A 22,464-nucleotide genomic window follows, 5' to 3' on the forward strand; every position below is an offset into this window, starting at 1 on the left:
GTTTCGGTGGTCATAGCGTGAGGGAAACGCCCGGTAACATCCCGAACCCGGAAGCTAAGCCTCACAGCGCCGATGGTACTGCAGGGGGGACCCTGTGGGAGAGTAGGACGCCGCCGAACAACCTTTCCAGTGAAGCCCCCTGACAACACGTCAGGGGGCTTCACTGCGTTCACGACCGAACACCCGCGGGGTCGGCCCTCACCGTTGCCACAGTGGGGGCGCCGTCTCGCGCCTGCGGCGCAAAGAAGCCAACTACAGGGAACCCCGCACCGGGCCCAGGTCCGACGCCCCCGTTCCCGCCGCAGGACAGAAACGACGCCCCGGCCACCGTCTCCCGGCCGTGTTGTTGGCCGCGAGGCGGAGCCGAGCAACCTCGGCCAGGCACACCCTGTCACCCGGCAACGACCCGGGAGCCCAAGCCACACACCCAAGCCGCCCCCACCCCCACTCGATAAGACGTCAACCCGCCGTCTGGATCATCCTGGGGCGATCGGTTGTAACCTCAGCCTTTATGAGCTGGCTGCCTGACGACTTCGTCCACCCCGTCCATGTGTCCGTACCTGGGACCGCGCTTCATCTGCGGCCGATTCGCGAGACGGATACCGCGATCGACTACCCCGCTGTGATGGGCTCCCGGGAACGGTTGTGGGAGATCTTCGGGCCGGCCTGGGGGTGGCCCAGCGAGACGATGACCTATGACGAGGACCGCATCGACCTGCTGCGGCACGAGCGGGAGATTGCCGCGCATCAGTCGTTCAACTACGCGCTGCTGGACGAGCAGGAGACGGCGATCCTCGGCTGCGTCTACATCGATCCGCCCGAGCGCGTCGGCTCCGACGCTGAGATTTCCTGGTGGGTGGTGGACGACCTCGTCGGCAGTGAGGCGGAGCGGGCGCTCGACGCGCTGGTGCCGCAGTGGCTGGCCGCCGACTGGCCCTTCCAGCAGCCCTGTTATCTGGGCCGTGGCATTTCCTGGCAGGACTGGCTCGCACTGCCGCGCACCGTGTGACACCTCCGAGGCGGTACATGGAGCATCAGCACCGGCAAGGCGCTAATCCGAGAAGACGAGCTCTTCCGCCTCTTCGATGATTTCCGCAGGGCTCGGCGGGGAGTTGAGCAGTCCAGCGATGGCGTCTGCGGCGGGATCGCCAAGCCGTGGCCCTGCGGCCAAGGCCTCGGCCACGTCGTAGCGGGTCTGCCGCAGTTCGACGTCATCAGAGCCGAGCATCGCCCAGTACGCGGTGCCCGGGCGGCCGTCATGGTGCGGCAGGCCGACGCTGCCGGGATTGATACTTCGTCGGCCTGCCACCATGCGGTCGAATTGAAGATGCGTATGCCCCGTGACCAGGACCTGTTCTTCGACGTCCGCGCACAACCGGGTGAAGCGGTCCTCCGGTGTGCCTGGTGTCATCAGCTCGGTGTCGCTGCGTGGGGAGCCGTGGCAGAAGCGGACCGGGCCCAGGCCGGTGATCTCCACAATGGCGCTGAAGGGAAATGCTGCGACGAACTCGACGACTGCGGGCGTGTGTTGGGCGACCATCCAGTACTCCCGAGGTCGTCCCGGGCTTCGGGTGCCCCGTGCCATGTCGATGACGGCTCGTTCGCTGTTTCCGCGAAGGCAGAGGTAGGGGGTGCGTCGGCCCAGGGATCTGACCGCCTGCACCGTCCGTTCGGGCTCGGCGCCCCAGGTCAGATCCCCGCAGAAGACGACCAGTTCAGCGGCTTCCCGTTCGACCTCGTCCAGGACTGCCATGAGCGCGGGGACGTTGGCGTGCACGTCGGAAAGCACCGCGACCCTTTGGAACGGGCCGTGTCTGCCGACGGCGCCCTCCCATGGCGCCGGGCCGTGTATCTCCTGGTTCAGCGCCACGCCCCCACCTCACGTCTCACACCGCCTCCCATGCCACACCGCCCCACGCCTCACACCCGGCTGTGCCCGTGGCTGTCGCTCTGGGTCTGGTAGCCGGGGACGCCGGCCGCCGCGGCGAGGTCCAGGTCGAGGGCTTCGCGGCGGATGCGCTGGTCCATGTACAGCAGGGCGGTGGTGCCGGTGAGGATCGGCAGGGTCACCGTCGTGCCGACGATGGCGCCGATGCAGCTCAGCGTCAGGGAGGCGGCGGAAGTCCCGCTGTCCGCGCCGATGCCCTGCGAGACCGCGTCGGCCAGGGTGAACGGGATGCTGATCATGCCGGCCACGATCGCGCCGAGGATGGACACCAGGATGGTGATCCCGAAGATGCGCCACCAACTGCCGCGGACGAGGCGGAACGAGCGGCCGAGGGCGCTGCCGATGCCCTGGCGTTCCAGCATCAGGGCCGGTGCTGCCAGGGTCATCGAGATCGCCAGCCACAGGGCGATGGCACTGCCGGGGAGGACCAGCATGGTGAGGCCCGCCTGGGCGCCGTCCGAGGCGTCCGCAGAGTGGGCCACCAGGGCCGGGGCGAAGGAGGCGGCGAGGACGCCACCGACGACCAGGGCGATGAGCGCGGTGAGGCCGAGGAGCCGCAGCAGTCGGGGGCGGGCCTCCTGCCACACCTCGGCGAGGGGGGCGGGGCGTCCGACGACGGCCTTGCTGACCACCAGGATCAGCATGGCGGTGGCCAGCGTCCCGGCGATGACGGAGATCAACTCGGTCACCCCGAGGGCCGGGATCAGGTCCATTAGGCTGTCCAGGCTCTTGCGCAGGTCGGCGGCAGGGTCTCCGGACGAGGACAGCGACGGGCCGGTCACCGTGCGGTGCATGGCGTTGACGATCAGCGTCGTCGGGACCTGGGTCACCACGGCGACGGTGGCGGCGATGGGCAGGATCGTCCGCCAGTAGGCCCGCACGAGTGCGAAGGAGCCGCTGAGGAGCTCGCTGACCCGCAGGGGGCGCAACGGGATGATGCCGGGCTTGGGCACCCAGCCGTGCGACCATTCCCAGCCGGGGACCGGCCCCGTGGGGACTCCGCCCCAGCCGGGTGCGGCGTTCCAGTTCGGAGCCGGCTGACCTGGGGAAGCCGTCGGTGCCGTCTGACCCGTCGGAGCGCCCGGTCCAGACGCGCTCGGTCCCGTCGGTCCCGTCGGTGCGGCGGGTGCGGGGTCGGCGGCCTGCTCGGGGATTCCGGGGCGGACCGGTGTCTCCGTGGTGGCCGACTCGGGAGCAGCAGGCTTCTCTGGGGGCCGGCTCGGGTTGTCGGTCATGCGCGGTCCGTCTCTGTCTCATGCGGGGGCTGGGCTGGTTCCGGACATCGTGTCACGTTCCGGGGGACGGCTTGTAGGGGTGCGGACCTTCGTGGACTCTTACCGGCGGTGGCGAGATCAGTCTCGTTTGGACAGACGGCAAGGTCTCTACGGCGTGATAAATATCCCTTTTGAGATGAAAACGTGCCATATATGAGTGTGGAACTCGAACGAGTGGCGGATCTCTCTGCCCACTGTGCCCCAGCTCACGTTTCCGGAATGAGACCATGGTGAACATGAAGGGACGCGTCTTGATCGTCGATGACGACACTGCTCTGGCTGAGATGCTTGGCATCGTGCTGCGCGGGGAGGGTTTTGAGCCGTCTTTTGTCGCCGATGGCGACAAGGCTCTGGCCGTCTTCCGCGAGGTGAAGCCCGACCTGGTGTTGCTCGACCTGATGTTGCCCGGCCGGGACGGGATCGACGTTTGCCGTCAGATCCGCGCCGAGTCGGGCGTGCCGATCGTCATGCTCACCGCCAAGACCGACACCGTGGACGTGGTGGTCGGCCTTGAGTCCGGTGCGGACGACTACATGACCAAGCCCTTCAAGCCGAAGGAGCTGGTGGCCCGGGTGCGGGCGCGGCTTCGTCGGGCGGAGGAGCCCAGCCCCGAGCAGCTCGCCATCGGCGATCTGGTGATCGACGTCGCCGGCCACTCGGTGAAGCGTGACGGGCGCAGCATCCCGCTGACCCCGTTGGAGTTCGACCTCCTGGTCGCGCTGGCGCGCAAGCCGTGGCAGGTGTTCACCCGTGAGGTGCTGCTGGAGCAGGTGTGGGGTTACCGGCATGCCGCCGACACCCGCCTGGTCAACGTCCATGTCCAGCGGCTGCGCTCCAAGATCGAACGGGACCCGGAGCGTCCCGAGATCGTGGTGACGGTGCGCGGGGTCGGTTACAAGGCGGGACCAAGCTGAGATGAGCGGCCAGACCCCCGCCGCGCCCGGGCCGGACGGCGGGCGGTCGGCTTTCAGCCACAGTGACAGCGACAGCAGTCATGACAGCGGCGACAGCGGCGACAGCAACAACAACGGTCGCGGCGGTATCTCGGCGTTCGCCTGGATACGGGCCTCGGTCGCGCTGACCGGGCGTCGGTTCCGGCGTCCGGTCCGCAAGTTCACCGGCCTGTACCGGCGTTCGATCCAGCTGCGGGTGGTCGCCACCACGCTGGTGCTGTCACTCGGCGTGGTGCTGCTGCTCGGCGTGGTGGTGATGAACCAGGTGCGCAACGGGCTGCTCAAGTCCAAGGTCGCCGCGGCCACGGTCCAGGCGGAGAACGGTTTCAAGGCCGCGGCCCAGCAGGACGAGAACGCCACGTCCCCGCGCGGCGGCGGTACCACCGCCGCGGGCCAGGCGACGACGCTGCCCGACATGGGCACCCTGCTGGCGACCCAGGTCAAGTCCCTGGCGAACAGTGGCGCCGGGCAGTACTCCGTGGTCGGCATGGTCCCGACCACGCCGGGGAGCAGCGCTCTCGCCGACAACGGCTCCCGGAACCCCCGGGTGGTCGGCAATGTCGACCCGGACCGGACCATCAGCCAGGCGCTCCGGAACCAGGTGCACCTCAACGCCGGCCAGTCCGAGTTCGCCTACACCACGATCTACTACCTCGGGAATTCGTCCACGCCCGAATCGGGGATGGTCGTCGGCGAGGAGTTGTCCACCACCGCCCAAGGGGGCGGCACGCAGACCTACCAGCTCTACTACGTCTTCCCGTTCACCCTGGAGGCCAGCACCCTCAACCTGGTCACCACCACCCTGCTCACGGCCGGGGTCTTTGTGGTGATCCTGCTCGGCGCGATCTCCTGGCTGGTGGTCCGCCAGGTCGTCACCCCGGTGCGGATGGCTGCCGAGATCTCCGAGCGACTTGCGGACGGGCGGCTGGACGAACGGATGAAGGTCACCGGGACGGACGACATCGCCCGGCTCGGGGAGTCGTTCAACCGGATGGGCGCCGCACTGCAGACGCAGATCCGTCAGTTGGAGGAGCTCTCGCGGGTGCAGCGGCGCTTTGTCTCGGACGTCTCGCACGAGCTGCGGACCCCGCTGACCACGGTGCGGATGGCCGCCGACCTGCTCTACGAGTCCCGCGGGGACTTCGGCGACGCCGCCGCGGAACGTTCCGCCGAACTGCTGCAGAACCAGTTGGACCGGTTCGAGTCACTGCTCGCCGACCTGCTGGAGATCAGCCGCTTCGACGCCGGCGCCGCGATCCTGGACGTCGAGCCCGCCGACCTGCGCGATGTGGTCGGCCGGGTGATCGAGGCGGCCGAGCCGCTGGCGGCCAGCAAGGGCAGCGCGGTGCTGGTGCGCGGCGGTGACGAGCCGGTGGTGGCCGAGGTGGACCCGCGCCGGATCGAGCGGATCCTGCGGAACCTGGTGGTCAACGCCCTGGAGCACGGTGAGGGCCGGGACATCGAGGTCCGGCTCGCCATCGGCGACGGCGCGGTGGCCATCGCGGTCAGGGACCAGGGCATCGGGCTGAAGCCCGGTGAGGCGTCCCGGGTGTTCAACCGCTTCTGGCGGGCCGATCCAGCGCGTGCCAGGACCACCGGCGGTACCGGCCTCGGGCTGTCGATCGCACTGGAGGACGCCGCCCTGCACGGCGGCTGGCTGCATGCCTGGGGCGAGCCCGGCGGCGGTTCGCAGTTCCGGCTCACCGTGCCGCGCAACGCGGGCGCGGAGATCGTGCGCTCGCCGATCCCGTTGGAGCCCGAGGACTCCCGCGGCAACCGGGGGCTCGCGGTCTCCGGGATGCCGTACATGCGGGCCTCCCGGCCGACCGGCGCCACGGCGCTGGGCGGCGAGCCGGTCGAGGACCACACCGGGCTGGGGACCGGTCTCGGCTCCGGCCTCGGCGGGGTGCTGGGATACGGTTCCGTGATCCCGGGGGTGCCCGGTCGGGCACCGCTGCCACCGAGCAAGCCCTCCGACGTCCGCGCGGCCTCGGGTTACGGCGCCACCGGCGCGCAGGTCGTGGTGTCGAAGGAGGGGCGCGATGAAGGTTCCACCCATGACGAGGACTAGCCCCCGCACCGGCCCCGGCACCGCGCCCGAGACCGCTGCCGCCCGCCCTGGCACCGCCCGCCCCGGCAGCCGCCGCACCGGCACCGCCCGCCTGGTCGGGGCGCTCGGCGCCGCGCTGCTGCTGGCCGGCTGCGCCGCCATGCCCAGCACCGGCGCGCCGGCTGCTCCCGCGGGCTCAGGCGGCAATACGCAGACGGCGCAGCAGGTGGTGGTCGTGGCGGAGCCGCCCAAGGCGGGCGACCCGCCCCTGCAGACGGTCTCCGGGTTCCTGGACGACCTGGTGTCCGACGAGCAGAACTACCAGACGGCCAAGCAGTTCCTGACACCGGCCGCCGCCGCCTCCTGGCAGCCGCAGGAGCAGGTCGCTGTGCTGGACCATGTCGACGTCTCGGTCGATACCGACGACAACGCCAGCACGGCCACTCGGGCGACGATCAAGGTCAAGGGCAAGCTGCTGGCCACACTCAACTCCCGGCACGCCTACGTCCCGGTGCCGTCCAGGGCATCCGCCTTCGTTGAGAAGGTTGTGGTGACGAAGGGGCCGGAGGGCTGGCGGATCACCAATCCGCCCAAGGGGATCGTCCTCAACCAGGTCGACTTCGCCCGCATATACGAACCGGTCAACCTGTACTTCCCGGTGGCCCGGGCCGGCGGGGACGACAGCGCGGCCGCCTCCGCGCTCGCGGCTGATCCGATCTATGTGCGCAGTCATATCGACCCGCTCACCGACGCGGCCAGCGCGCTGCTCGGCGGACCGAGCGACTGGCTGGCTCCGGCGGTCGTCAGCGCCTTCCCGCCGGACTCCTCGCTGGGGAGGGCGCGGGTGAGTGTCGGCAGCGCCGTGGGCGACGGGAACGTCAGGTTCGAGTTCGGCGGAGCGATCGGCGCGAAGCTGCGGCAGCCCGAGGAATGCCAGCGGATGGCCTCGCAGCTCTACTTCACCCTCTCCGAGGTGCCCACCCAGCAGGCCCAGCAGGTCGGACAGCCGATCAGCTCGGTCTCGCTCTACAAGAGCGGCGACCCGACGGTCTCCTGCGAGGCGGACGAGCACACCAACTACTCGCCGTTCCAGGCTCCGAACGGTGCCATCAGCTACTTCGTGGACGCACAGGGGCACTTGGAGAGCCTCGACATGGGGGTCGCCGCTCCGACCCCGAAGCCGGTGACCGGTGTGCTCGGGCCGTCGAACCTCGGACACATCGGCGGATTCGCAGTGGCGCCGGGCAACAGTGACCAGGTCGCGGTGCTCTCGGAGACCCGGCGTGAGCTCTTCATCAGCTCGCTGACTCAGCGCACCGTCCCCCCGCGTGCCACTGTCACCAGCGGGGTCAACGGCGGGCTCAGCTCGCCGAGCTGGGACGACCTGAAGACCCTGTGGGTCGCCGACACCAATCCCGCTGCTCCCGCGGTCAAGGCCGTGGTCGACGGCAAGCTGGTGCCGGTGGCGGTGAACGGCCTGCAGGGCGTGGTCACCGGTGTCCGGGTGGCCGCCGACGGGGCCAGGATCGCACTGATCGTCAAGAACGGCGGCAACAGCTCGGTCCAGGTCGGTCGGATCGAGCAGAGCGGCACCGCGGACGCGCCGCAGCTCACCATCGACGGGCTGCTGTCCGTCGCCCCGTCCCTCAGCTCGGTGAAGTCCGTGTCCTGGTACGACGGCGACAGCCTGATCGTGCTCGGCCAGTCGGTGGGGACGGAGCCGGGGCTGGACACCGCGCCGGGACTGTCCATCTGGGAGGTGGACGGCTCCTCGGCGCTGGCTCCGGCGGAGCAGCTGACGTCTCCCCCCTACGGGACCACGGTGGCGGCGCTGCAGCAGGACTCCTCGCTGCAACTCGGGGTACGGGCGCCGCTGCTGGGCGACTCCAGCGGGGCGGGGGCCGCGAAGGAGGACCAGGGCAAGGTCTACCGCTTCGCCAAGAACCAGTGGTCCGCGGTGGTGAAGAACGGGGACTCCGGTCCGCACGGCCCCAACGGTCCGATGCCCAGCTACCCGGGCTGACCCGCCCCCGCCCCCGGCCCTACCACCGCCCCGGCCCTACCACCGCCCCCGGCCCTACCCCCGCACCCGCCAGCCCCGCCCCCGGCCGGGCGTCGCGGCGGACGGTCGCGGCGACCACCGCCGCGGCCAGGACGTCGCCGCCCGCCTCGGCCAGGGCGCGGGCGGCGTCGGCCAGGGTGGCGCCGGTGGTCACCAGGTCGTCGACCAGGACGATGCGGCCCCGGCCCAGCTGCGCCCTGCGCCCGGCCGGGACGGTCAGCGCCCCGCTGAGGTTGCGCAGCCGCTCGGCCGCGCCCAGCTCGGACTGGTCGGCGGTGCCGCGCCGCTGCCGCAGCACGCTCAGGGCCCGGGCCGGCACGCCCGCCGCGCGCAGCGTCCTGGCGGCGACCAGGGTGAGCCGGCGGGTGGGGTCGTGCCCGCGGGCCCGTACGGTCGCGGCGGCGGAGGGCATCGGGACGAGCAGCAGCGGTGCGTCGCGGGCGGCGGCGCCGACCGGGACCGCCGCCCGGACCGCGTCGGCGAGGGCCCGGCCCAGCGGGTGGGCCAGCCGCAGCGCCCCGCGCTCCTTGTGGGCCAGCAGGATCTGCCGGGGCGCCCCCTCGTAGCTGGTCGCGGCGTACAGCTCGGGCAGGCCCGGCGGCGCGGCATGGGGGCGCGCGGCACGTGGACGCGCGCCCTCCAGTTCGGTTCGGCAGGCGGCGCAGAGCTGGGTGTGCGGTGCTCCGCAGCCGACACAGGGCACCGGGACGAGCAGATCCAGCGCGGCATCGAAGAGTCTGAGGGAAGTGCTGGTCACAGGGCCTCCTCCGGGCGGGCGGACGGTGGCTGGGAGCTCGACGGGGCTGAAGCCGGAGCGTGGACACCACCCTGCTGGAGCGGCCTCCGTGACGGGGGATGTTTACCGTGGATTCATCCGAATGGGGGTAGGACTGACGCAGGGGCTGTACAAGCCCCCGCAGTGCCGCGACTTTGGGTGCACGCCTGTGTCGGCGCTGCCAGGCCGACGCAGGGTGGGCGGAATCCCGAGAACCGTTGTTCCATGGGGTTCCAACCCTTCCTTCTGGGGAGGTAGGGATGTGAGAGGCGGTCCCGCCCACCCCGAGCGGGCGGTGCTGCGTACTCGATGGGCCGCGCGGACCTTGAGGGTCCGACCGGCGACAGGGCAAGTGATCGGAGTTCTGCGTGGACATCGTCGTCAAGGGTCACAAGACCGAGGTGCCCGAGCGGTTCCGCAAGCACGTCGGCGAGAAGCTGGAGCACATCCAGAAGCTCGACCACAAGGTGATCAGCCTGGACGTGGAGCTGTCCAAGGAGCGCAACCCGCGGCAGGCGGAGCGCTCCGAGCGGGTGGAGATCACACTGCACAGCCGCGGCCCGGTGATCCGGGCCGAGGCCAGCGCACCCGACCCGTACTCCGCGCTGGACCTGGCCTCGGCGAAGCTGGACGCCCAGCTGCGCAAGGTGGCCGACCGGCGGCGGGTGCACAAGGGGCCGCGGTCGCCGATGAGTGTGGCCGAGGCGACGGCGAAGCTGTCGTCCGCCCCCGATGTCGCGACACCGGAGGAACTGGCCGAGCCGGTCAGCCGTACCAAGATCGGCTGCCTCGAGGTCGAGGGGGACGGGCCGCTGGTCGTCCGCGAGAAGACCCATGCCGCCGTGCCGATGGCGCTGGACCAGGCGTTCTACGAGATGGAGCTGGTGGGGCACGACTTCTACCTGTTCCAGGACACGGACACCGGCCAGCCGAGCGTCGTCTACCGCAGGCACGGCTACGACTACGGAGTCATCCACCTGAAGATCGAAGGGCAGTAGCGACTGGCAGCGCCTGTCAGCCGCTGACAGAGCGCGACGCGGTGCGGAAGAGGCGCGGTGCACGGGCACCGCGCCCCTTCCGCACGCCTGCGCCGCGCCCGGGGTGACACTTCCGAGGGAAACCGACCACTCGGAATGATCGCACCGGAGGTGGGGCGTGGAATCATGGCGGGAACACCCGACCAGCCGAGGGGGAGGTCCGGATGGCGGAGCGATGGGACGACCGGCCCGGCGAGGGCCGGGACCGTGACACCGACGGCCCGCGACGTGCGGTGGAGCCGATCAGGGTCCTGGTCGTGGACGACCATGCGCTCTTCCGGCGGGGGCTGGAGATCGTCCTCGCCCAGGAGGAGGACATCCAGGTCGTCGGTGAGGCCGGGGACGGCGCAGAGGCCGTGGTGAAGGCCGCGGACCTACTGCCGGACATCATCCTGATGGATGTACGGATGCCCAGGCGCAGCGGTATCGAAGCCTGCACCTCGATCAAGGAGGTGGCGCCCAGTACGAAGATCATCATGTTGACGATCAGCGACGAGGAGGCCGACCTCTACGAGGCGATCAAGGCCGGGGCGACCGGCTACCTGCTCAAGGAGATCTCCACCGACGAGGTGGCCACCGCGATCCGTGCGGTCGCCGACGGGCAGTCGCAGATCAGCCCGTCGATGGCGGCCAAACTGCTCACCGAGTTCAAGTCGATGATCCAGCAGCGGACCGACGACCGCAGGCTGCTGCCCGCGCCGCGGCTGACGGACCGTGAGCTGGAGGTGCTGAAGCTGGTGGCCACCGGGCTGAACAACCGGGACATCGCCAAGCAGCTCTTCATCAGCGAGAACACCGTGAAGAACCATGTCCGCAACATCCTGGAGAAGCTGCAGCTGCACTCCAGGATGGAGGCGGTGGTCTACGCGATGCGGGAGAAGATCCTCGAAATAGGCTGATCAGCCCAGCAGTTTCTCCAGGGCGGGACGCAGCGCCTCGTCGTGCAGCCGCTCCACCCGGACCGAGTCGCAGCCGACCCAGGCGGCGGCCTCGCGCAGGGCCTGGGCCAGGGCGGGGAGCAGCGCGGGGGAGTCCAGCGAGATCTGACGGGCGATCATGGTCCGCTTCTCCCTGGCCGGATCGACCCGGCCCACCAGCCGGCCGCCGGCCAGCAGCGGCATGGCGAAGTAGCCGTGCAGCCGCTTCTCCTTGGGGGTGTACGCCTCCAGGCGGTGGCTGAGGCCGAAGATCCGCTCGGTGCGGGCCCGGTCCCAGACCAGCGAGTCGAACGGCGACAGCAGGGTGGTCCGGTGCCGGCCGCGCGGCTCGGTGTCCAGCGCGGCGGGATCGGCCCAGGCGGCGGCGGGGGCCCCGTCCCGGCCCCAGCCCTCGACCAGGACCGGGACCAGGCCGGAGTCCGGCAGCGCGGCGCCCACCTGCTCGGTCTTGAGCCGGTGGTAGTCGGCGAGGTCCTTGCGGGTGGCGACACCGAGCGCCGCCCCGGACCGGCGCACCAACTGCCGGACGCAGGAGGCGTCGTCCGGGTCACTGGCCAGCAGGTCGGCGGGTACGGCGCGCTCGGCGAGGTCGTAGACCCGCTTCCAGCCGCGCCGCTCGGTGCAGACGACCTGGCCGGTGTCCAGCAGCCACTCGACGGCGATCTTCGTCTCGGACCAGTCCCACCAGACGCCGCCCTTCTTGGCGCCGCCCAGTTCGGTGGCGGTCAGCGGCCCCTCCGCGCGCAGCCGGGCGAGCACCTCGGCGCAGGAGCGGTCGGCGTCCTCCATCCGGTGCCAGCGGTGGCCGCGGGCCAGGTAGGCGCGGCGGCGGAAGGAGAACAGCGGCCACTCCTCGACCGGAAGGATGCAGGCGGCGTGGGACCAGTACTCGAAGGAGGCCCCGCCGCTCCAGTAGGCGGCCTCTACGGACTCCCGGCCGACCGCGCCCAGCCGGGCGTACGGGACCAGTTCGTGCGAGCGGGCCAGCACCGAGATGGTGTCCAGCTGGACCGCGCCGAGGTGGCGCAGCACACCCGGCACCCCGGCGCGCCGGTCCGGGGCGCCCAGCAGGCCTTGGGCCCGCAGGGCGATCCGGCGGGCGTCGTCGGCGCGCAGGGTGAGAGCAGGGGCGGCGGAGTCGGGGAGGGTGCTCATGGGAGCAGCCTAGAAGCACCCACTGACAGACCCGCCGCAGCCGAACAGCTCACCTCCACGGGTGGGCAAAACCGAATCGGTGTGCGAGGAGCAACCCGCGAGGGTGAGCTTTGGGGCGATCTCGCAGGGAGCGGCCACGGATGACCTTCTCGTGCTTCTAGCATATGAACTGCAGCGCCACGCACCGCAGTCACGGTCCCACCGTCCGTGACTCAGTTGGGGGGTGTGCGGCTTGCGCACAGTCGCGGGGGCGACGGGGGAAACCACTCATTCCATTGAGGCGCGGACGGGCACATCGCCCCTTCGCCGCGCCGATCCGTACTTTCGGCATGCCCGCATCCATGCGCGGCTGCCTCTGGAGGGGACAACATGGGTCGTAGGACCCGCTGGGCCGCCGCGTTCACCGCGGCGGGACTGCTGTCGGCGCTCGTCCCGGCCATGACCGCGCATGCGGCCACCGCGCAGCGCATCGACCTGCGCGTCCTGGTCGTGGACGACGGTGGCCCGGCCACCGCAGCGATCATGGACGAGATGACCGTCTCGGGCACGCCGTACACCGTGGTGAAGCTGTCGGACAGCAACCGGCCCACCATCAACGCCGCCTTCCTGAGCGGCACGACGGGTGGTCAGGCCGAGGGCAGGTTCCAGGCCGTGGTGCTGCCCAACAACGCGCCGTTCGCCGCGGGTTCGCCCGAGATGGCGGCGCTGACCAGCTATGAGCAGACCTTCGGGGTGCGCCAGGTCGACGCCTACACCTACGCGCAGCCCGCGGTCGGCCTCAACTACGCGGCCGATCCCGGCTACATCGGCCCGCTGGACGGGACCACCGGGACGGTCACCGCGGCCGGGCTCGGCGGGGCCTTCCGCTACCTCAAGGGCAGTGTGCCGTTCGAGGACAACGACCCGTCGGTGACCGAGAGCTACGGCTACCTGGCCACCCCGCTGGCCGCCCAAGCGGCCGGGGCGAGCTTCACCCCGCTGGTCACCGCCCCGATCCCGGGCAGCAGTTCGCCCGGGGTGCTGGCCGGCGAGTACGACCACGGCGGGGTCTCCGAGCTGGTGCTGACCTTCGCCTACAACCAGTACCAGGAGCAGTACCGGCTGCTGGCCCGCGGCATCGTCGACTGGATGACCCAGGGGATCCACCTCGGCTACGACCGCAACTACTACGAGCAGCACGTCGACGACATCTTCCTGCCGGACGACCGCTGGAGCAGCACCGCCAAGTGCACCCCCGGCGACGCCGCCTCGGCCTGCAACGGCACCCCGGCCGAGTCCACCATCCGGATGACCCCGGCCGACGTGACCTTCGCCAAGCAGTGGGAGACCGCGCACAACTTCACCTTCGACTTCCTCTTCAACGGCGGCGGCAGCGACGAGCAGGTCGCGGACACCGGCTCGGACCCGCTGCTGACCTCGATGCAGGCGGCCAAGTCCTCCTTCCGCTGGGTGAACCACACCTACGACCACCCCTTCCTCGGCTGTGTGCAGAACACCGCCACGGTGCCGTGGTCCTGCACCACCAATGCGGACGGCAGCATCGCCTGGGTGCCCAAGGCGACCATCCAGACCGCCATCAGCAAGAACCAGCAGTGGGCCGCGAGCAAGGGCTTCAGTGTCGACAACAGCGAGCTGGTGACCGGTGAGCACTCGGGCCTGGCCACGCTGCCGCAGCAGCCGGTGGACAACCCCAACCTGGCCCCGGCCTTCGCCGCGACCGGGATCAAGTGGACCGGCAGCGACCATTCCCGCGAGCTGAACCAGCGCGCGGTGGGCCAGGCGCTGACCGTGCCGCGCTTCCCGATGAACGTCTACTACAATGCCGGGCACGTGGCCGACGAGGTGGACGAGTACAACTGGCTCTACACCAGCACCGCCCAGGGCGGCAGCGGCCTGTGCACGGCCAACCCGGCCACCAGCACCTGCCTGCCCGCCCCGCTCGACCTGAGCACCGGGTACGCCGGCTACATCGCCCCGCTGGAAGCCAAGATCGACCTCGGGCACATCATCGACAACAGCCCGCTGCCGACCTACGCGCACCAGTCCAACCTGACCGAGGACCGGATCCTCTACCCGGTGCTCGACCAGATCTTCGACAGCTACGCCAACCTGTTCGCCGCCAACACCCCGATCACCAATCTGCGCGAGTCCGCGATCGGCACCGAACTGAAGCAGCGCTCCGCCTGGAGCGCCGCGGTGACCGCCGGCACCGCCAGCGGCTACCGGGTCGGCAGCGCGGTCACCGTGAACGCCCCCAGCGGGGTCGCGGCCCAGGTCACCGCGCCCGCCGGGACGGTGCAGAAGCAGCTGCTCGGCACCAGCGCCTTCGGCACCGCCTACGCCGGGGAGCTCTCCGGCTGGGTCTCGCCCGGGCTGCTGCAGAGCAACGTCACGCTGACGCTCAACGCCGCGGGCACCCCGGCCGCTCCGGCCGCCGGCGCGGCCACGCCGACGCCGACGTCCTCGTCGACGACCGCACCGCCCACCACCCCGCCGTCCAGCACCAAGCCGGTGGTCCCCGGGGGCGTGCTCAATGTGGTGCCGCTGACGGTCGCCGGAGTGGCCAAGCTCCTCGGCGGCCTGCTCTAACCACCTGTGTAGCCACATGAGTGCGGGGTCCTGGACGAGACGTCCCGGACCCCGGACTCGGCATGACCGAACGAGCTCTGGGGGAGCCCACCGCGATGAACGGACCAACCGAGGTCACCCTTCTCACCGAGGGCACCTACCCCTATGTGCACGGGGGAGTGAGCGTCTGGTGCGACCAACTGGTGCAGGGCATGCCGGATGTGCGCTTCCACGTCCTCGGCATCACCGGCAGCGGCCGGGAGCCGCAGGTCTGGGAACTGCCGCCGCAGGTCGCCTCGGTGAGCTCGGTCCCGCTCTGGGGCCGCACCCCCGTCGGCTCCGCGCCGCGCGGACGCGATCTGCGCCGCTTCCTGGCCGGGTACGAGCGGTTCCTGCTGGCGCTGCTGGACGCCGACTTCGAGAAGTACTTCGCCGACGAGCTCTACGAACTGGCCGAGTTCGCCCTCACCGGCGGCTCGCTCACCGCCGCCCTGCGCACCGAGGGAGCGGTCCGCTCGCTGCAACGGCTGTGGCAGCGGCCCTTCCTGGCCACCCACGCCTCCCGCCCCACGGTCCAGGACGCCCTGGAGGCCACCGACCTGCTGGAGCACGCGCTGCGCCCGCTGGCGGTGCAGCCGCCCAGCCGGGGTGTCGCGCACGTGGTCACCGGCGGCCTCGCGGTGCTGCCGGGGCTGACCGCGCGGCGCTTCCACGGGGTGCCGCTGCTGCTCTCGGAACACGGCATCTACCTGCGTGAACGCTATCTTAGCTATCGCTCGGCGCCCTACCGCTGGCCGGTCAAGGCGCTGATCCTCGGCTTCTTCCGGATGCTCGCCACCGAGGGCTACCGGGGGGCGGATCTGATCACCCCCTGCAACCGCTACAACCGCCGCTGGGAGGAACGCGGCGGCTGCGACCCGCAGCGGATCCGCACGGTCTACAACGGCGTGGACCCCGAGCTCTTCCCCTACGCCGGCCCGGAACCCGAGACACCCACCCTCAGCTGGGCCGGCCGGGTCGACCCGATCAAGGACCTGGAAACCCTGATCCGGGCGTTCGCGCTGGTCAGGGCAGAGATCCCGAACGCCAGGCTGCGACTCTTCGGCGCGGCCCCGGCCGGGGGCGAGGGATATCTGGAGCAATGCCGGGCCCTCGCCGCCGAGTTGGGCGTGGCCGAGGGGGTGGTCTTCGAGGGCCGGATCGACACCGTCCGGCACGCCTACGCGGCCGGCAGCGTGGTGATGCTCTCCAGCATCTCCGAGGGCTTCCCGTTCTCCCTGATCGAGGCGATGTCCTGCGGGCGGGCCACCGTGTCCACCGACGTCGGCGGCGTCCGCGAGGCCGTCGCCGACACCGGACTCGTGGTCCCGCCGCGGGAACCGGAGACGATGGCCCGGGCGGCGCTCAGCCTGCTCAGGGATCCGCAGCGGCGGCAGCAGCTGGGCGGGGCGGCCCGCAATCGGGTCATCGAGCAGTTCACCCTGGGCCGCACCGTGGCCACCTTCCGCGGCGTCTACGACGCCCTGTTGGAGGACCCAAGCACCATGTGGTCCCCGGCGGCGACGACCCGGATCGGGGCCCTGGTATGAGCGCCGTCCTTGAGCTGCTGCCCGGGGTCCGGCTCAGCCCGCTGCCCAGGGTCCTGCCCAGGCCCGACCTGCCGATGGATCCGGCCGAGGAGGCGGCGCACCGCTTCGGCGGGGTGGCCGCGACCGCGGTGCACTCCTTCGAGGTGGCCGCCGCGATCGAGGCCGAAGGAGTGACGGACCGTCAGATCCAGCGCCACTACGGCCGGGCGGACGCCTTCGAGCTGGCCGAGGACCTCTACGCGGAGACTCCGCGCCGCTACCCGGAGCCCACGGCCGCGCCCTCCCCCTGGCAGCGACCGCTGCTCACCAGCGTGCTGCGCGGGGTGCTCTACGCCCTTCCCGGGCTGGGCTTCCCGCTGGGTGCGCCGATGCTGACCGGTCCGCCCGACGCGGGCGGCCTGCCGCACGGCACCTTCGCACTGGCGCTCTCGGTGCTGCTCAACTGGGCCTGGAACCAGGCGCTGGCCCACCGCACCCACCACCGGCTCGGACGCGGGCTGCGCCGCTCGGCCGGGCGCTGCCTGCTGTTCGGGTCGTTCGTCGGGGCCGGACTCGGCGTGCTGGGCGCGCTGCTCGGTGCGCTGACCGCCGGGCGGGACGTCGGCGGGGTGCTGCTGTTCTGCTCCGGGCAGGCGCTCTACCTCGGCGCCTCCTGCGTGCTACTGGTGCTCGGCCGGGAGAAGGCGCTGCTGCTGGCCCTGGCCCCGGCGGCGCTCGGTGGGACGGCGGTGCTGCTGGGGCTGCTCCGGCCGACCCCGTCGACCGCGCTGCTGCTGGTGGCCACGGTGCTGCTGACCATTGCCCTGGCCTGCCGGGAGCTGCGGACCCAGCTGCGCGACACCGACGACGACACCGCGATCGAGCCGCTGCCGCCGCTGCTGGCCTCGCTTCCGCACGGCCTGTTCGGGATGGCGATGTCGCTGCTCACCCTGGGCATCGCGCTGCGCGGCGGCCATCTCGACGTGGCGCCGATGGCGGCGCTCACGGTCAGCATGGGACCGGCCGAGTGGCTGCTGCACGGCTACCGCCACCGGATCCACGGCGCCCTGCGGGCGGCGCACACCATGCGCGGCTTCGCGCTGCTGTCGGCCAGGTCGCTGGCCCTGGGCCTGCTGACCTACCTGGGCCTGCTGGCGGTGCTGGGCGGGGCGCTCGGCGTGGCCCTGGCCGGAAGCGGGGGCGGGATCGGAGCTGCGCTCGGGGGCGGCATCGGCGCGGAGCTGCCGGGGCTGCTCGCGCTGGGGGCCACCATCTGGACCGCGCTGCTGCTCCAGGCGCTCGGCTCGGCCTGGGCCGCCGCGGGCATCTGCATCCCGGCCGCCGCGGCGACCGTGGCCGGCGCCACCCAGTTGGCCGTGGGCGGTATCGCGGCGACACTGCTGGTCGCGGTGGCGTGCTGGTCGCTGGGCCGGGTGACGGTGCACCGCTGAGCCCGCCGCCGTCCCGGTGCCTGTCCTTTCAGCGAGACATCAATCAGTGGAGTGGAATTGACGACAGGTCAGATCAGTGGACGACGGCGGCTGCTCGTCCCGCTGTACGTCTACCCGGGGACGGAGCCCGGGGCCTGGCGCGGGGTGGCCGCGCGGGCCGACACGGTGGCCTGGGTGGTGTTCAACCCGGCCAGCGGCCCCGGCGGCGCGCCGGAGCCGGAGTTCGCCGAGGCCGCCGGGACGCTGCGGGCGGCCGGGATCCCGCTGCTCGGTTATGTGGACACCGACTACGGCCGCCGCAGCCACCGCGAGGTCGTCACCGACCTGGAGCGCTACCAGGACTGGTACCCGGTCGACGGGGTGTTCCTGGACCAGGTGGGGTCGGCCCCCGAGCTGCTGCCGCACTACCGGCGGCTGGCGGTGGCCGCGCGTTCGCTGGACGCGCGGCAGGTGGTGCTCAACCCCGGGGTGCACCCCGACCCCGGCTATGCCGCGATCGCCGATGTGGTGATCACCTTCGAGGGGGCCTGGGAGGTCTACCAACGGCTGCAGGTGCCCGCCTGGACCACGGCGTACCCGGCCCGGCGCTTCGGCCACCTGGTGCACACCGTCCCGGCCGACGACTGCGACCTGGTCCTGCGGACCGCCCGGCAGTACGGGGCGGAGTACTGCTACGCCACTCCGGGGACCGGCGACAACCCCTGGTCGGTGCTGATGCCGCAGCTGCGGCAGGGGAGCGAGGTGTGCTGAGGCGTCCCGGGCGGCGGCTGCTCGGACTGTGCGGCGGCGCGTTGCTGCTGGTGCTGGCCGGCTGCGGCCCGGGCGGCGGGGCAACCGGGGCACCCTCGCCCAGGCCTCCCTCGGGCCCGGCCTCCTCGGGCGCGGCCTCCCCGGGCGGCGGCGCCGCGTCCGGCGTTCCCACCGCGGCCTCCCGCGGCCCGCGCTGGCAGCCGGTGCCCGGGGAGAGCTGGCAGTGGCAGCTCAGCCGGACCGTCGACACCGGGGTCGACGCCGCCGTCTACGACATCGACGGCTTCGACAACAGCGCCGCCGTGGTGGCCGCGCTGCACGCCGAGGGCCGCAGGGTGATCTGCTACATCAACGTCGGCGCCTACGAGGACTTCCGCCCGGACCGCTCCTCCTACCCCGCGGCGCTGCTGGGGGCGGGGGACGGCTGGCCGGGCGAGCGCTGGCTGGACGTCCGGCGGACGGCGCTGCTGCGGCCGATCATCGCCCGCCGTTTCGACATGTGCCGGGACAAGGGCTTCGACGCCGTCGAGCCCGACAATGTCGACGGCTACGCCAACCGCTCCGGCTTCCCGCTGACCGCGGCCGACCAGCTCGCCTTCAACCGGATGGTGGCCGGTCTCGCCCATGCCCGCGGCCTGGCGGTCGGCCTCAAGAACGACCTCGACCAGGTTCCCGCACTCGTCGGCGACTTCGACTTCGCGGTGAACGAGCAGTGCGCGGAGTTCCAGGAGTGCGGCGAGCTCGCCCCCTTCACCAACCGCGGCAAGGCGGTGTTCGAGGCCGAGTACGGGCTGCCGGTCGCCGACTTCTGCCCGGAGGCCCGCCGGATGCGGTTCAGCGCCGTACTCAAGCACCCGGTGCTGGACGCCTGGCGACGCGGCTGCTGATTTCCCCGCCCGGATGACCCCGCCCGGACGACCCTGCCCATTTGTCTGCTTCGCGGCTTATCGGGGTGGTCGAACATCCCCCTCGTGGGGGTGACGCCGAGCTGGTGTGCTGACGGACCTCCCGACCCGCTCGTTTCCTCGCATACGATGGCCGTGCGGTGGTGTGTCTCCATCGCCGGTGCGCGGCACGCCAGCGCACAGACCGCCCAGTGCCAGCCCAGGCAAGGAGCCAGTTCACGTGTCCGTCTTCGACAAGATCCTGCGCGCAGGCGAAGGCAAGATCCTTCGCAAGCTGCACCGTATTGCCGCCCAGGTCAATTCCATCGAAGAGGACTTCGTCAATCTGACGGACGCAGAGCTGCGTGCGCTCACCGGCGAGTACCGGGAGCGGTACGCCGACGGCGAGTCCCTGGACGATCTCCTCCCCGAGGCCTTCGCCACCGTGCGCGAGGCGGCCAAGCGCACCCTCGGCCAGCGCCACTACGACGTCCAGATCATGGGCGGCACCGCGCTGCACCTGGGTTACGTCGCCGAGATGGGTACCGGCGAGGGCAAGACCCTGGTCGGCACGCTGCCGACCTATCTGAACGCGCTGTCCGGCAAGGGCGTGCACCTGATCACGACCAACGACTACCTGGCCGAGCGCGACTCGGAGTGGATGGGCCGGGTGCACCGCTTCCTCGGCCTCGAGGTCGGCGTGATCCTGGCGAACATGAGCCCGGCCGAGCGCCGCGCGCAGTACGCCTGCGACATCACCTACGGCACCAACAACGAGTTCGGCTTCGACTACCTGCGCGACAACATGGCGTGGTCGCAGGACGAGCTGGTGCAGCGCGGCCACAACTTCGCGGTGGTCGACGAGGTCGACTCGATCCTGATCGACGAGGCCCGTACTCCGCTGATCATCTCCGGCCCGGCCGACCAGGCCACCAAGTGGTACGGCGACTTCGCCAAGCTGGTCAACCGGCTGAAGGTGGACCGCGACTACGAGGTCGACGAGAAGAAGCGCACCGTCGGCGTTCTCGAGGTCGGCGTCACCCGGGTCGAGGACTACCTGGGCATCGACAACCTCTACGAGTCGGTGAACACCCCTCTGGTGGGCTTCCTGAACAACGCCATCAAGGCGAAGGAGCTCTACAAGAAGGACAAGGACTACGTCGTCATGAACGGCGAGGTCCTGATCGTCGACGAGCACACCGGCCGCATCCTGGCCGGCCGCCGCTACAACGAGGGCATGCACCAGGCGATCGAGGCCAAGGAGGGGGTGGAGGTCCAGAACGAGAACCAGACCCTGGCCACCATCACCCTGCAGAACTTCTTCCGGCTGTACGACAAGCTCTCCGGGATGACCGGTACCGCCCAGACCGAGGCGGCCGAGTTCCACCAGATCTACAAGCTGGGCGTGGTCCCGATCCCGCCGAACCGGGACCGGATCCGGATCGACCAGCCCGACCTGATCTACAAGTCCGAGCCGGCCAAGTTCGCGGCCGTGGTCGAGGACATCGTCGAGAAGCACGAGAAGGGCCAGCCGATCCTGGTCGGCACCACCAGCGTCGAGAAGTCCGAGTACCTGTCGACGGAGCTGCGCAAGCGCGGCGTCCAGCACGAGGTGCTCAACGCCAAGTACCACGAGCGCGAGGCGCAGGTGGTGGCCCAGGCCGGCCGCCGCGGCGCGGTCACCGTGGCCACCAACATGGCCGGCCGAGGCACCGACATCATGCTCGGCGGCAACCCCGAGCACACCGCCGCCGCCGAGCTGGCGCAGCGCGGACTCTCCCCGGTGGAGACCCCCGAGGAGTACGAGGCCGCCTGGGCCGACGCGCTGGACAAGGCCAAGGGCGCCGTCAAGGCCGAGCAGGAGGAGGTCCAGGAGCTGGGCGGCCTCTATGTGCTCGGCACCGAGCGGCACGAGTCCCGCCGGATCGACAACCAGCTGCGCGGCCGTTCCGGCCGTCAGGGCGACCCGGGCGAGTCCCGCTTCTACCTGTCGCTGGGCGACGACCTGATGCGGCTGTTCAAGGCCGGCATGGTCGAGCGCGTGCTGTCGATGGCCAACGTCCCCGAGGACGTGCCGATCGAGTCCAAGATGGTGACCCGGGCCATCGCCTCGGCGCAGACCCAGGTCGAGCAGCAGAACTTCGAGATCCGCAAGAACGTGCTCAAGTACGACGAGGTGCTGAGCCGTCAGCGCGAGGTCATCTACGGCGAGCGCCGCCGGGTCCTGGAGGGCGAGGACCTGCGCGAGCAGATCGACCACTTCATGGACGACACGGTCGACGCCTACGTGAAGAGCGCCACGGCCGACGGCTTCGCCGAGGAGTGGGACTTCGCCAAGCTGTGGCAGGCGCTGGGCCAGCTCTACCCGATCAGCCTGACCGTCGAGGAGCTCGAGGACGAGAACGGCGACCGGGCCGGCATCACCGCCGAGCTGCTCGCCGAGGCGGTCCGCGAGGACCTGCACGCCAAGTACATCGAGCGGGAGACCCAGCTCGGCGAGACGGTGATGCGGGAGCTGGAGCGCCGGGTGGTGCTCTCGGTGCTGGACCGCCGCTGGCGCGAGCACCTCTACGAGATGGACTACCTCCAGGAGGGCATCGGCATGCGGGCGCTGGCCCAGCGCGACCCGCTGGTCGAGTACCAGCGCGAGGGCTTCGACATGTTCGCCGCCATGATGGAGGGCATCAAGGAGGAGTCGGTCGGCTACCTGTTCAACCTGGAGGTCCAGGTTGAGCAGCAGGTGGAGGAGGTCCCGCTGGCGGACTCCGCCGACGGCGTGGCGCTGGACAAGGCTCCGGAGGACGCCCGCCCGGAGATCCGCGCCAAGGGCCTGGAGGCGCCGCAGCGTCCGGACCGGCTGCACTACACCGCCCCCTCGGTGGACGGTGACGGCGGTGTGGTCGAGGGCGACTTCGCCACCGGCGGCTACGAGGACGACCAGGACGGCGACAGCGACGGCGAGGCCGGCACCCGGGCCGAGCGCCGCAAGGCCGCGAAGGGCCGCCGCCGCAAGAAGTAGTACTGCGGCACGGGCACAGGTCACGGCAACGG

General features: G+C 71.1%; 16 protein-coding genes and 1 rRNA gene. 13 read left to right on the forward strand and 4 right to left on the reverse strand.

Annotated features, from left to right (window positions below):
* Positions 1-2 precede the first annotated feature (2 nt).
* Positions 3-119 (forward strand): 5S ribosomal RNA (gene rrf, locus ACEZDG_RS28980).
* A gap of 392 nt (positions 120-511) precedes the next feature.
* Positions 512-1,009 carry a GNAT family N-acetyltransferase gene (locus ACEZDG_RS28985; RefSeq protein WP_380514964.1) on the forward strand — a complete coding sequence of 166 codons (498 nt, stop codon included), beginning with the start codon at positions 512-514 and terminating at the stop codon, positions 1,007-1,009.
* 42 nt (positions 1,010-1,051) lie between these two features.
* Here ACEZDG_RS28985 and ACEZDG_RS28990 read toward each other — a convergent pair whose 3' ends face one another.
* Together ACEZDG_RS28990 and ACEZDG_RS28995 are read right to left on the reverse strand one after the other, a co-directional pair.
* Positions 1,052-1,870 (reverse strand): metallophosphoesterase family protein, encoded by an 819-nt coding sequence (locus ACEZDG_RS28990; protein ID WP_380514967.1) that lies wholly within the window; start codon positions 1,868-1,870, stop codon positions 1,052-1,054.
* 50 nt (positions 1,871-1,920) lie between these two features.
* Entirely contained in the window at positions 1,921-2,901 is a 981-nt protein-coding gene (locus tag ACEZDG_RS28995) for a DUF7847 domain-containing protein (protein WP_380514970.1), read from the reverse strand.
* 557 nt (positions 2,902-3,458) lie between these two features.
* On the opposite strand from ACEZDG_RS28995, the gene mtrA reads away from it, so the two are divergent.
* The 3 genes from mtrA to ACEZDG_RS29010 are packed head-to-tail and all read left to right on the forward strand — an operon-like array spanning position 3,459 to position 8,248.
* Positions 3,459-4,136, forward strand: coding sequence for an MtrAB system response regulator MtrA (mtrA, locus tag ACEZDG_RS29000; RefSeq protein WP_123502153.1), 678 nt, complete (start codon positions 3,459-3,461; stop codon positions 4,134-4,136).
* A 1-nt stretch (position 4,137) separates the two neighbouring features.
* The gene (mtrB, locus tag ACEZDG_RS29005) at positions 4,138-6,246 is read left to right on the forward strand and encodes an MtrAB system histidine kinase MtrB (protein ID WP_380514973.1); all 2,109 of its coding nucleotides are present in this window, start codon (positions 4,138-4,140) and stop codon (positions 6,244-6,246) included.
* Entirely contained in the window at positions 6,233-8,248 is a 2,016-nt protein-coding gene (locus ACEZDG_RS29010) for an LpqB family beta-propeller domain-containing protein (RefSeq protein ID WP_380514976.1), read from the forward strand. The genes mtrB and ACEZDG_RS29010 overlap by 14 nt, the downstream gene beginning before the upstream one ends.
* 19 nt (positions 8,249-8,267) lie before the next feature.
* Here the strand turns inward: ACEZDG_RS29010 and ACEZDG_RS29015 are convergent, their stop codons facing one another.
* Positions 8,268-9,044, reverse strand: a complete 777-nt coding sequence (locus ACEZDG_RS29015; protein ID WP_380514979.1) for a ComF family protein — start codon at positions 9,042-9,044, stop codon at positions 8,268-8,270.
* Positions 9,045-9,430: 386 nt separating this feature from the next.
* On the opposite strand from ACEZDG_RS29015, the gene hpf reads away from it, so the two are divergent.
* Positions 9,431-10,060, forward strand: a complete 630-nt coding sequence (hpf, locus tag ACEZDG_RS29020) for a ribosome hibernation-promoting factor, HPF/YfiA family (protein ID WP_380514981.1) — start codon at positions 9,431-9,433, stop codon at positions 10,058-10,060.
* 203 nt (positions 10,061-10,263) lie between these two features.
* Complete coding sequence (locus ACEZDG_RS29025) at positions 10,264-10,998, forward strand: response regulator (protein ID WP_380514984.1); 735 nt, start codon at positions 10,264-10,266, stop codon at positions 10,996-10,998.
* On the opposite strand, the gene ACEZDG_RS29030 is transcribed toward ACEZDG_RS29025, so the two are convergent.
* A complete protein-coding gene (locus ACEZDG_RS29030; RefSeq protein ID WP_380514987.1) occupies positions 10,999-12,192 on the reverse strand; it encodes a winged helix-turn-helix domain-containing protein in 1,194 nt (397 codons plus the stop codon).
* A gap of 369 nt (positions 12,193-12,561) precedes the next feature.
* On the opposite strand from ACEZDG_RS29030, the gene ACEZDG_RS29035 reads away from it, so the two are divergent.
* From ACEZDG_RS29035 to secA, 6 genes are all read left to right on the forward strand, one after another.
* The gene (locus ACEZDG_RS29035; RefSeq protein WP_380514990.1) at positions 12,562-14,781 is read left to right on the forward strand and encodes a hypothetical protein; all 2,220 of its coding nucleotides are present in this window, start codon (positions 12,562-12,564) and stop codon (positions 14,779-14,781) included.
* A gap of 95 nt (positions 14,782-14,876) precedes the next feature.
* The gene (gene pelF / locus ACEZDG_RS29040) at positions 14,877-16,349 is read left to right on the forward strand and encodes a GT4 family glycosyltransferase PelF (protein ID WP_380514992.1); all 1,473 of its coding nucleotides are present in this window, start codon (positions 14,877-14,879) and stop codon (positions 16,347-16,349) included.
* Positions 16,346-17,779: a hypothetical protein gene (locus ACEZDG_RS29045; RefSeq protein WP_380514994.1), complete on the forward strand. Its 1,434-nt coding sequence runs from the start codon at positions 16,346-16,348 to the stop codon at positions 17,777-17,779. The genes pelF and ACEZDG_RS29045 overlap by 4 nt, the downstream gene beginning before the upstream one ends.
* A gap of 57 nt (positions 17,780-17,836) precedes the next feature.
* Complete coding sequence (locus tag ACEZDG_RS29050) at positions 17,837-18,529, forward strand: spherulation-specific family 4 protein (RefSeq protein WP_380514997.1); 693 nt, start codon at positions 17,837-17,839, stop codon at positions 18,527-18,529.
* Positions 18,526-19,416, forward strand: coding sequence for an endo alpha-1,4 polygalactosaminidase (locus ACEZDG_RS29055; protein ID WP_380515370.1), 891 nt, complete (start codon positions 18,526-18,528; stop codon positions 19,414-19,416). Before ACEZDG_RS29050 ends, ACEZDG_RS29055 begins: the two co-directional genes overlap by 4 nt.
* A gap of 238 nt (positions 19,417-19,654) precedes the next feature.
* On the forward strand, positions 19,655-22,432 hold the full coding sequence (gene secA, locus ACEZDG_RS29060) for a preprotein translocase subunit SecA (RefSeq protein WP_380514999.1): 2,778 nt from the start codon (positions 19,655-19,657) through the stop codon (positions 22,430-22,432).
* Positions 22,433-22,464 lie beyond the last annotated feature (32 nt).

It is taken from the genome of Streptacidiphilus alkalitolerans (genome assembly GCF_042511045.1).
Taxonomy (GTDB): Bacteria; Actinomycetota; Actinomycetes; order Streptomycetales; family Streptomycetaceae; genus Streptacidiphilus; species Streptacidiphilus alkalitolerans.